The sequence below is a fragment of the Streptomyces sp. NPDC001970 genome (genome assembly GCF_053594115.1).
This window is the reverse complement of record NZ_JBSFDW010000076.1, coordinates 5,981-15,579: the sequence shown is the minus strand read 5'-3', so window position 1 is coordinate 15,579 and position 9,599 is coordinate 5,981. Positions and strand designations below refer to the sequence as shown.

The 9,599-nt window shown below is 68.8% G+C and carries 9 protein-coding genes and 2 pseudogenes; 7 read left to right on the top strand and 4 right to left on the bottom strand.

What is annotated here, in order from left to right:
• Positions 1-269: 269 nt before the first annotated feature.
• Positions 270-1,180 (top strand): annotated as a pseudogene (locus ACWCP0_RS41105) (IS982 family transposase).
• Between the two features lie 18 nt (positions 1,181-1,198).
• Here the strand turns inward: ACWCP0_RS41105 and ACWCP0_RS41100 are convergent.
• Positions 1,199-1,486 (bottom strand): DUF1905 domain-containing protein, encoded by a 288-nt coding sequence (locus ACWCP0_RS41100; RefSeq protein ID WP_451083827.1) that lies wholly within the window; start codon positions 1,484-1,486, stop codon positions 1,199-1,201.
• Between the two features lie 910 nt (positions 1,487-2,396).
• A complete protein-coding gene (locus tag ACWCP0_RS41095) occupies positions 2,397-2,855 on the bottom strand; it encodes a hypothetical protein (protein WP_451083826.1) in 459 nt (152 codons plus the stop codon).
• Positions 2,856-3,603: 748 nt separating this feature from the next.
• Here ACWCP0_RS41095 and ACWCP0_RS41090 point away from each other — a divergent pair.
• Positions 3,604-4,752, top strand: coding sequence for a sensor histidine kinase (locus ACWCP0_RS41090; protein ID WP_451083825.1), 1,149 nt, complete (start codon positions 3,604-3,606; stop codon positions 4,750-4,752).
• Between the two features lie 334 nt (positions 4,753-5,086).
• On the opposite strand, the pseudogene ACWCP0_RS41085 reads toward ACWCP0_RS41090, so the two are convergent.
• Positions 5,087-5,805: pseudogene (locus ACWCP0_RS41085) on the bottom strand (hypothetical protein).
• A gap of 434 nt (positions 5,806-6,239) precedes the next feature.
• Here ACWCP0_RS41085 and ACWCP0_RS41080 point away from each other — a divergent pair.
• The 4 genes from ACWCP0_RS41080 (at position 6,240) to ACWCP0_RS41065 (ending at position 8,078) form a co-directional block, all read left to right on the top strand.
• Positions 6,240-6,608 carry a hypothetical protein gene (locus ACWCP0_RS41080; RefSeq protein ID WP_451083824.1) on the top strand — a complete coding sequence of 123 codons (369 nt, stop codon included), beginning with the start codon at positions 6,240-6,242 and terminating at the stop codon, positions 6,606-6,608.
• 488 nt (positions 6,609-7,096) lie between these two features.
• A complete protein-coding gene (locus tag ACWCP0_RS41075) occupies positions 7,097-7,738 on the top strand; it encodes a helix-turn-helix domain-containing protein (protein ID WP_451083823.1) in 642 nt (213 codons plus the stop codon).
• 5 nt (positions 7,739-7,743) lie between these two features.
• Entirely contained in the window at positions 7,744-7,887 is a 144-nt protein-coding gene (locus tag ACWCP0_RS41070) for a DUF6126 family protein (protein ID WP_451083822.1), read from the top strand.
• A 50-nt stretch (positions 7,888-7,937) separates the two neighbouring features.
• On the top strand, positions 7,938-8,078 hold the full coding sequence (locus ACWCP0_RS41065) for a hypothetical protein (protein WP_451083821.1): 141 nt from the start codon (positions 7,938-7,940) through the stop codon (positions 8,076-8,078).
• A 159-nt stretch (positions 8,079-8,237) separates the two neighbouring features.
• On the opposite strand, the gene ACWCP0_RS41060 is transcribed toward ACWCP0_RS41065, so the two are convergent.
• Positions 8,238-8,663, bottom strand: a complete 426-nt coding sequence (locus tag ACWCP0_RS41060; protein ID WP_451083820.1) for a DUF4158 domain-containing protein — start codon at positions 8,661-8,663, stop codon at positions 8,238-8,240.
• A gap of 549 nt (positions 8,664-9,212) precedes the next feature.
• Here ACWCP0_RS41060 and ACWCP0_RS41055 point away from each other — a divergent pair.
• Positions 9,213-9,599: acyl carrier protein (locus tag ACWCP0_RS41055; protein ID WP_451083828.1), on the top strand; the 387-nt coding region annotated here is incomplete at its 3' end.

Here is a 9,599-nt window from a genome sequence, read left to right as displayed (position 1 = left end):
CCACGCCCCCCCCGGGCACCCCGGGCCCGCGCCCGCCGCACCGCCGGGGCGGGTGCGGGGGAACAACCCCCGGCACCCGCCGTTCGTCGCATGCCCATCCATCCCGTCCGGGCTCCACCTTCCAGGGCGGACTCCCACACACGCTTGGTCAGCTGCCGCAGAATGCTTCCGGGGCGGCCCGGCCGGCCGCCGCGGCAGGCGGCGCCCAGAGATGATCGATTCCAAGGGATGCCCGTAGAAACGTGAACGAGGGTATCCAAGATCGTTCTGTGACGAACAACCTGGACACCCTCGCGACCGCACCCTACGTGAGAACCGACGACCTGCTGAAAGCGGCTCCGCACCTGGTCCCGTAGCGGCCGAAGGTGGGCATAGCGCCCAAGCTCAGTGACGCGGAACTGGTCACCTTGGCAGTGATGCAGGCCCTGCTCGGCGTCTCCAGCAAGGCCCGCTGGCTGCGCCACACCCGCACCCACCTGCGCCACCTGTTCCCCTACCTGCCCCAGCAGCCGGGCTACAACAAGCGTCTGCGGCAGCGGCCACGCTGATCCGCCGCACCATCCGCGTGCTGGCCACCGACACCACGCTGTGGAGCGACGACATGTGGATAGTGGACTCCACCCCGGTCGAATGCGGCCGCTCCAAGGAGACCGTAAAACGCTCCGACCTGGCCGGCCGGGCCGAATACGGCTACTGCGCCAGCCACAGCTACTTTCGGGGCCTGCGACTGCACCTGATCTGCACCCCGCACGGCCTGCCGGTGACCTTCGCGCTGACCGGGGCCAATGCCGTCGAGCGCGAGACCCTGCTCGACATCCTCGCCGCCGAACCGGAGCTGCTGCACGCCCGACCAAGCCAGACCCTGCTCGCCGACAAGAACTGCTACGGCCGCCAATTCGAGCAGCAGTTGGCAGAGCAGGGCGTGCGGCTGCTACGCCCGGCCCGCAAGGGCGAGGCCCCGCGGGCCGGAACACACCTGCTCCAGCCGCTACGCCAGCTGATCGAGTCGGTCAACGACACCCTCAAGGGCCAACTCAACCTGGAACAGCACGGAGGCCGCACCTCCGCAGGCGTGACCGCCCGCGTGCTGCAGCGCATCCTCGCCCTCACCGCCGCCATCTGGCACAACGACCAGACCGGACAACCCATCCACCACTCACTGATCGCCTACGATCACTGACCCCTTGGAATTGATCATCTAGAGGCGGACAGTCATCGCCACGGTCACGTCGTCACCCACCGAGAGGCCCTGCGGCTTGCGCACGGCGTTCTTGAGCGGTAGGAGGTAGCCGCCGTCCTTGGGGAAGAGCGACGTTGCGAAGGCGACCTCACCGACCCGGGCCTCGACCGGGACGACGCCCCAGCCGTACGTGGCCATCGCGGCCACCTCGCGGATGTCGGCGGACTGCTCGTCCGGCACGGGGACGAAGTAGTACGGCGATGGCCCACGCCATTCGATCACCCGGCCGGCGAAGACGAGTTCCATGCGGTCACTCCCCTTCCTCAGCGACTGCCAAGTCGCGCCCAGCGTCCCTGCGGGTGCCACCACTCTTCGTTGAGGACGACGAGCAGGCATGATGGCGCGGATCAGGGGCTAGCGGAAGGGCTCCCATGGGCCCACCCCGCGATCACCCTTCCGCGGCTTTCCGACTTCGGTGTGGTCAGCGCTTGGGCGCGGGCGCTGGTGCGGGAGGCGGTGGTGCGGCGGGCGTCACGGAGCGCCAGGCGTCACGGAGCGCCAGGAGTTCGTCTTCGGTGGTGGGGCGGGCATGGGGCCGGTGAGGCTGTCGGTTCCGTAACCGTGTTGCTCGTCCATCCCTGTCGGCAGGGGGTCACGCGCCCGGTAACGCCGTCAGCCCCGGCCGACGACGGCGCCGGTCGCGGCTGATCAGCGCTTGTGTGGTCGTGAAGGGCGGTCGCCTACGCGGCGAAAGGCTCCATGAGGCTTCAGCCGAACGATCGTCCTCATGGGCAATAGGTGAGGCCCGGGGACACTGTCCCCTTCACCACCACGCCTTCTCCAACCACCGTCCTCCGGCAGATGCTCCCGCCCCGCAACGTTGTGGCGCCGTGGCGGGGCAGGCCTCCGTCCCGGCTCGGGGAAACGCGGGGCGGAGGCCCGCCGCCTCATCTTCCGCCTCCCCCAGCATCGAGGATGTGCCTACGCGCCGCAGCTTCCTGATGACCACCGGGTTCGCGTCAAGATCGGGATCGCCGTCAGACGGCGCTGCTGGCTGGGGACGGTCCGGCGCCCGAAGGGGGAAAGTGCGGTGCGCACGGCACCGGTCGCCGCCGGTCACCGGTCACCGATCACCGGGAGACCGTCTGGTCGCTGGTGCGCCCGGTCGCGGCCCGCTACGGCATGGAGCCGGCCGGTGTGCTGCGGTGGCGGTCCTTCACCAACGCGCGGCCGCGTCAGCTGCCCGGGCGTGGTTGTGCGGGCAGTTCGGCGTTCTCGGCCTCGTGTTGGGCCTTGCCCTGTTCGCTGCGGCAGGGGTGCCTCTGGCCTGGATGACCATGGCCTGGCGGCGGCCGAGCGGATGCCGGCTCGTAACGGATGGCATGGGGTCGCGGTGCCGGACGACGGGCGACAGAGGCTGTACGCGCGCGACCGCAAACCAGGGCGCGGGCCTGTGCGGCGGGGTCGAGCGCCGGGCGCACCACTGGTTGCTGTCGAGGACGATCAGGTCGGTGACGTCGTCGAAGCCCTTGCGTGCGCTGGCGAGCATGCGGACGTGGAAGGGGAACGCGAGCGCGTCGAGTTCCTCGGCCGGGCTGCTCTCGGGCAGCGGAGGGTTCGTACGCAGGGCCGCGATGCAGGCCAGGGCGAGCGGGCCGAAGATATCGACACTCACACTGGCGACGCGGCATCGAAGCCGCCACCCTCTACACCCGACAGCACGGCTACCTCCCCGTGCCGCCTCGACCGCTGCCCGCAGCACGTACAGGATCTGGGGCATGACGAGCGCGGTCGCCGCGGCAATGGCAGCCTGAGTGGGAGCTCGCCGCCGGTACAGCGGAAGGGCGAGCACGAAGAGAAGCCGTCGTACGGGAGGATCACCTCGACATCGGTGTCCAGGGCCGTTAGGCGCGCCCCGGCGGAATCCGGAGTCCCCGTCGGAACGGCGCGTGCTGCGTCTCCCGTCACATCGTCCATGCTTCGGGAACATGCCAGTTTCAACCATCCAGCAGGTGTCCGCACCCACCCCGGCAGGCGTCCGGACCCACCCCGCCGACCGGCGGATGCAGGCCCCGCCGCCCGACCGGATTCGGTGGGCGGCGGCCACAGGGATTCACTCGGCGTGGTACGAATCGGACAGTGGCCCGATGGCGAGTGGAGCACGCGTGATCCAGGTGTCGACTGTCAGTGAGGAGCCTCTGATTCGCACAGAGGGCGTGCGACCGTCCTGGCCGGTTGCAGGCTCATCGTAGAGGGACTGTCGAACCGCACAGCCTTGTCGCCGTACTGCTCCACTTGCGCACTCGCACGGAGGATCATATGCGTGGCATTCTCACCGAGCTGAAGGTGGGCGGTCGCGTCCAGGCCGAGCTGCTCGTCGAGGGGGCGTGCATGCTCAGACCGCCGCGGGACCAGGAGGGGGCATGACCTCCCGCCGGCTGCCAGGCCCCCTGCTGGATGCCACTCTCGTCGGTGTCTCGTTGCTCGATGTCTGGGTCCATTTCGATCGCGACGAGCCGCTGCGCATGAGCTGCTCCTTGGCCGCGGCCTTCGCTCTTCTGTTGCGTCGGCGATGGCCGCTGCCGACGTTCCTGCTGACTTTGCCGGCCGTTCTGCTTGCCGACGCGGTCTTCGCCGCACTGGCCGCGCTGTACACCCTCGCCTCGTGTACGCGCAGCCGCGCTCTCCTGGCAATCTGCGCATTGGCGTTCACAGTCAGCGTCACGACCCCGTGGCCGTCCCTGAGGCTCGACCTGTCGGACACCTCTACGTTGAGTTCTCTGGGCTACACCGCGGCGACGTCGGCCGCAGCCGTCTTTCTGGGTCAGCTCGTCCAGACCCGGCGTGACCTGTCGCTGCGGCTCGCCGAGATCTCCGAGGCGCATGACCACGAGCGACTCCTGATCGCCCAGACCGTGCTGGCCAACGAGCGCGCCCAGCTCGCCCGGGAGATGCACGACGTCGTCTCCCACCAGGTCAGCCTCATCGCAGTGCGGGCGGGAGCCCTCCAGATCGGCACCCGGGACGCCGACGTCAGGGACGCCGCGGCCACGATGCGACGGCTGAGCGTGCAGACCCTCGACGAACTGCGGCACATGGTCAGCGTCCTGCGCGCCGCCGGGGGCCGCCCCACCGAACTGACCCCGCAACCGTCCTTGCTCGACCTCCCCCGCCTCGTCGACAGCAGCGGCATCGAGGCCGAGCTGCACACGGACCTCCGGACCGAAACGCTGGTGGACCAGCCGGACCGCCGGAACGACGCGCCGGACGGCCTGCCTCCGACCGTCCAGCGCGCCATCTACCGCACCGTCCAGGAAGCGCTGACCAACGTCCGCAAGCACGCCCCCGGCGCCACCGCAACCGTCCGCATCCTCCACGAGGGAGACGCCGTCCACCTCACGGTCACCAACACCGCCCCGACCCGACCCGCTCTTCCCCTGCCCAGCGCCCACTACGGCCTGGACAGCCTCCGCCAGCGCGCAGAACTCCTCGGCGGCACCATCACCTCCGGCCCAACGACCGACGGCGGCTACGAACTCCGCCTGGACCTCCCGACCAGGGTCAGTCAGTAACCAGGCGGAGATCTCTTCCTGGGCGGCGTCCTTCGCCCCGCTCGCCGTCAGCGCGATCGACGCGATGAGCCCCAGCGCATGCCGAGGCTGCGCTGGGGATTCAGACATCCGTTCGCCATCGGCCTTGGGGCCTGGTGAGTGGCCGCCTGCACATCATCAGCAGGCGCTCGGACCGTCTCTGAAGAGGGCGACGCTCGACCCCTTCGTCACCACCCGCGCATGGCAGCCACTCGGCATGACCGAGACCCGCTCTGGTCCTGCCGGTCATCGTGTCCAGAGGTGCCAATCCGCCCCAGCTCCACTGGATCACCTTCGACAGGGCGCCCGAAGGTCCTCAGCGTTCTCGAATCTCAGCAGTCTTCCGCGGATCGTCCGCCAGAATGCGGGCCGCGAGCCGCCGTACCTGCTCCTCCACGGACTGGTCGTGGGTGACGAACAACTCGTACCCGTAAGAATTTGTACGCTCGTCCGGTCCCTGGATCTGGTGGAACTCGACATCGACGCCCTCAGGGCTTGTGAGCTCCTCGGGAAGGCCGGGCTCCTCGCGTCGTGGCGAGACATTCGTGAGGACGCAGCCCCACCGCTCGAACCAGCCGCTGTCCGCAAGGGTTTACTCAAGGAGCCGGGCGACAGTGTCCACCGGCTCTTCCCAACTGCGGTCCGCTGCGGCCCGCGCGAGTTCGGCCTCGTACTGGGCCGTAGCGAAGCAGATGTCCGCCGGCACAGCAGTGATATTGCTGGTGTTCTCCCAGGAGTCCCAGATCGCCCGATCGCCCTCGCGGCGCATGGTGAGGTACAGGGCGCCGCAGCAGCCGACGGTGCAGACCGGCTCGGTGATCATAACCCTGCGAGGTTCCTCCGTGACCGTCAGCGGCCAGCTCTCGGCTCGGCCTGTCCAGTATCGGCAACTGAATGCCACCCCTTCGGATGGACCTCCTTCAGGACATCTGCGCCGTCGATCAGAGGCCGCACCTCGGCCCAGGGGTCCGCGGCCCAGTCGTCCAGAATCCTGTGCTGCAAAGTCAAAGTACGGATCGCCGGCTGATCGGTCACACACACATGATCGGGTTGACGCCGCGCAGCCGCATACTCATTTCCTGACTGTGATCACCCCCGCTGGTCGCACCGGGCGCGGCCACCGCACGTGGTCCATCGGAACTGCTCGGATGTTGCGCATGGTCAGCCGACAGTGCCCACTGAATTGAAGTTGCCCGGAGGGAGCCCGTCAGCGGTCGGCGGCCGGCCGCTGTTGAGGTGCAGTTAGCCGAACGAGATCAGTCGGTGCGTTCCTGCCCACCCGCCGCAGCACGGTGAACGAGTCGTTCACCGCATCCGAGCACGGGTCCTCCGGAGAGAACCAGTAGTCGACGGCCAGACGCCAGGGTGGCCTTGAAGCACGGTCCCGGGCGACCCCACCGCACCCGAACGGGTGACTTCCGGGCGGTCGCACTTCTTCCATGAATTCGAACAGACGTATCATTCTGATCGTGGCCAATACCTTTCCTCCCGATCTCCTCGACGCCCAGCTCCGCCTCCATCGGGCCCGAGCCGAGTACGAGGCCTTCTGCCGCACGTTGCCCTGGTCGGTCGTGCCGGCCAAGGGCTGGCCCGGCGAGGTGCACCCCCACACCGGGGTCGTGACCGGCGGGCGGGCAGACAGCCCTGGCTACACCGACGAGCAGAAGGTGGACTACGCCCGCCGGCGCGAGCTGGTCCGGGAGCTGTCCATCCAGGTGTCGACCCATACGTACTGGGCCACCCTCGAGGGCCCGGCGCGGGTCGAGGCCCGGATGGCGCTCAAGCACCACCCCGACGCCGTGCCGGCGACCGCAGAGCCTGCGCCGACAGCAGGGTGAGGACGTCGTGATGGACCACCTGAGCCGGCGACAGGACTCACCCGGTTCAAGGAAGAGGTCGCTGAAGCACCTGGTCCCACCACCTTGCGTGCCCGTCCTGCCATGACGGTCCCCCTCAGCGTCTACGGCGCCGACGTCACGTGCGCGTCCCGGCGCGCTGGGCGGATCTCGTTGCGGCCCGGACCCCTTCCGGGGCCGCCGCCCCGCATTGCACCGGCGGAGTGGGATCCTGCGGGCGTGGCGTAACCGCTGGTCAGCGGCGCCCGGCCCTGCTGTCCCAGGTGACGGGGCCGGGCATCATCATCCTGCTTGCCATCGGTGCCGTCGTCCCACTGCTTGTCACGTAGCCGGAGACGCCGGACTTGACTGCCCAGCGGGGGGCGCACAGGACCGCGTCCGTTACGTCGAAGCATTGCCTCATAGGCAAACTTTTTGCCTATGAGGCATGGTTGTGGCTCAATAGCGGCATGGTCAGAGGAACCGCGGAGATGAGCGCCACGGAGACAAGCGCCGTCCTCTCCAGTGTCGCACCACAACTGCGGGACCTGCGAAAACGCAGAGGACTCACCCTTGAAGCAGCCGCACAACGGCTCGGGCTGTCTCCCGCGCACTTGTCCCGTCTGGAAACGGGCCACCGGCAGCCGTCGTTGCCCATGCTGCTGACGCTGGCTCGCACCTATGGCACAACCGTCTCGCATCTGCTCGATGAGATACCTCCCGAGCGGGATCCTGTGGTCAAGTCCGCGGGCCCGGGATCAATAGGGGCCGACGGATGGACCTACTGGCACGCCGGCCGGTCCCGGCGAGCGATGCAGGCGCTGCGCGTGCATGTCCCACCGGGTATTCAGAACGACCCGGTCAGAGTCCACGCCGGCGGGGAGTGGCTGTACGTCCTCACGGGCCGACTCAAACTCTCGCTGGGAAGCGAGGAGCACTTCCTCGACCGGGGCGACTCCGCCCACTACGACAGTCTCACCCCCCACCGGATCACTGCCCTACCGCCGGGGGGCGCGGACCTGCTCTTCGTCCACACGCTTCTGCAGAGCCCCGCCAGTGATCTGTGCCTGGGAGGCGGGGGAACGTCCGATTCCGCAGGGCGCCGACCGGCGCACGAACCCATCAGAAGGTGACACTCATGCCTCTCAGTGAGAAGACTGGCGTCGAGCGCGGGGACGGCCGTTTCCCCAAGGGATTCGCCCTCCGCCTGTTCGCCTACATCGTGGCCGGCCATCTCGTTGCCGGCTTCCTCTTTCTGCTGTTCTCCGTCGGAGCCAAGTAAGCAGCTGTCAACGCCCTGGCTCCCATGCCGTCGTCCGCGGCTTCCTGCCGGTGAGCTCCGCCCGTGGCGCGGTGGTCGTGGTGATGGGCGAGATCGTGGACCGCCCCGCCCTGGGCGTAGTCGATGAGGCGGCGGCGAAGGCGGCGACAACACGGCGACGCGTGAGCGAGGTGTCCATGACCTGCTCCTAGAACCGGGCGCCATGCGCCGCGGCTGTGGCTTGAGTGTGGCGGGTCGGGCGTCCGCTCCTGTCGGACCGGGCCGCCGCCGGGTGCCTGGTGCTCCCGGCCCCCTCAGAATCCGGCGCACCGCCGGATCGGGGCGCGGGGGGTCCCGGGCCCCGCGGGGGCTCAGTCCCCTCGGCCGCACACTCCGGGCCGCGACGATCCGGTCGCCCCGACCCGGAGTGGGCGGCTCACTGCCTTCGGCGCGGCAACGTAGCAGCAGCTCCACCCGCACCCGCTCGGGCCTGCGTTCCTTGCGCGCGACGTGCTCGGCCAGATAGGCGTCAGCTTCTCCGCGTCCGCGACGCTGCACTCCCGGAAGCCGAGGTGTCCCCGGATCTGCGCGCGGTGGCACTCGACCGTACGGCCTGTCCACTCGTAGCAATCCAGCTCCGAAGCGGAGACCTGTACCTGCCGGGCGACGAACTCCACGACCTCACCGGACAGCTCTGCCCGGGCCCGGGGAAAACGACCGTACTGCGTATAGAACGCGATGAAGCCGATCACGCACGGGGTCTGATCGGACAGGTCAAGAATGTCAAGGATCAGCATCTCTCGACTCAAGACCGGAGGCACCCCCGCCAGTCGGCGGGGGTGGTTCGGACACCTGCCGGATGGTTGAAACCGGCAACTCTCCGAAAGCGTGGTCTACGGGTTCTGGCCATGCCGTCCGAGCCGACAGTCGCGGACCGATCTCGTAGGCGGCCTGGCGATTGACGTGCCGAATCCCAGCAGCCGGGCAGAGCTCAACCTCGGGCCTGCTGGAGGGAAGAGCGTTTGGCGCCGGAAACGCGGCGAGTTCGAGGACTGCTGCTGGTACGGCCACACATGCGCGGCCAGGCCGGACGATTCCGATGAAAAACCGGCGGTGGACCGCACTGCCCGGAGGCGAACGGCGCATGTTTTCGTGGGTTTGTGACCAGAGCAGAGCTCCTGACCTCGTGACTTTCCGGTGGCGTCCCCGGCTGCTGTTCCAGTACGGGGCCGCCGGGCGCGGGCCGCATGGTCCGGTGCCGGCCGGAGCGTCCTGGGGGGATTGCCGTGACCGGCAATAGCGTTGGGGGGCCCACGGCCGCGGGCACGGCAGCGGCCAGTACCGAGATGCTGCTGGCCGAGGTGCTGGCCGGCGTCTTGCGTACTGAGCAGGTGCCGCCCGACAGCGACTTCTTCACCGACCTGGGCGCCGACTCCCTCGTGATGGCCCAATTCTGCGCCCGCGTCCGCAAGCGCGACGACCTACCCACCGTGTCGATGAAGGACATCTACCAGCACACCACGATCCGCACCCTGACCGCCGCGTTCACGGACACCACCCCCGCCCCGCCGCAGACCGACGCCTCATCCGGCACAGAAGCGCTGCTGGCCCAGGTGCTCGCCGGTGTCATGCAGACCGAGCAGGTGCCGCCCGACAGCGACTTCTTCACCGACCTGGGCGCCGACTCCCTCGTGATGGCCCAATTCTGCGCCCGCGTCCGCAAGCGCGACGAC

Excerpts from the sequence above, each read along its gene's own strand:
- ACWCP0_RS41100 (WP_451083827.1), bottom strand. The coding sequence starts at position 1,486 with ATGGAACTCGTCTTCGCCGGCCGGGTGATCGAATGGCGTGGGCCATCG.
- ACWCP0_RS41090 (WP_451083825.1), top strand. The coding sequence starts at position 3,604 with ATGACCTCCCGCCGGCTGCCAGGCCCCCTGCTGGATGCCACTCTCGTC.
- ACWCP0_RS41075 (WP_451083823.1), top strand. The coding sequence starts at position 7,097 with ATGAGCGCCACGGAGACAAGCGCCGTCCTCTCCAGTGTCGCACCACAA.
- ACWCP0_RS41070 (WP_451083822.1), top strand. The coding sequence starts at position 7,744 with ATGCCTCTCAGTGAGAAGACTGGCGTCGAGCGCGGGGACGGCCGTTTC.
- ACWCP0_RS41060 (WP_451083820.1), bottom strand. The coding sequence starts at position 8,663 with ATGCTGATCCTTGACATTCTTGACCTGTCCGATCAGACCCCGTGCGTG.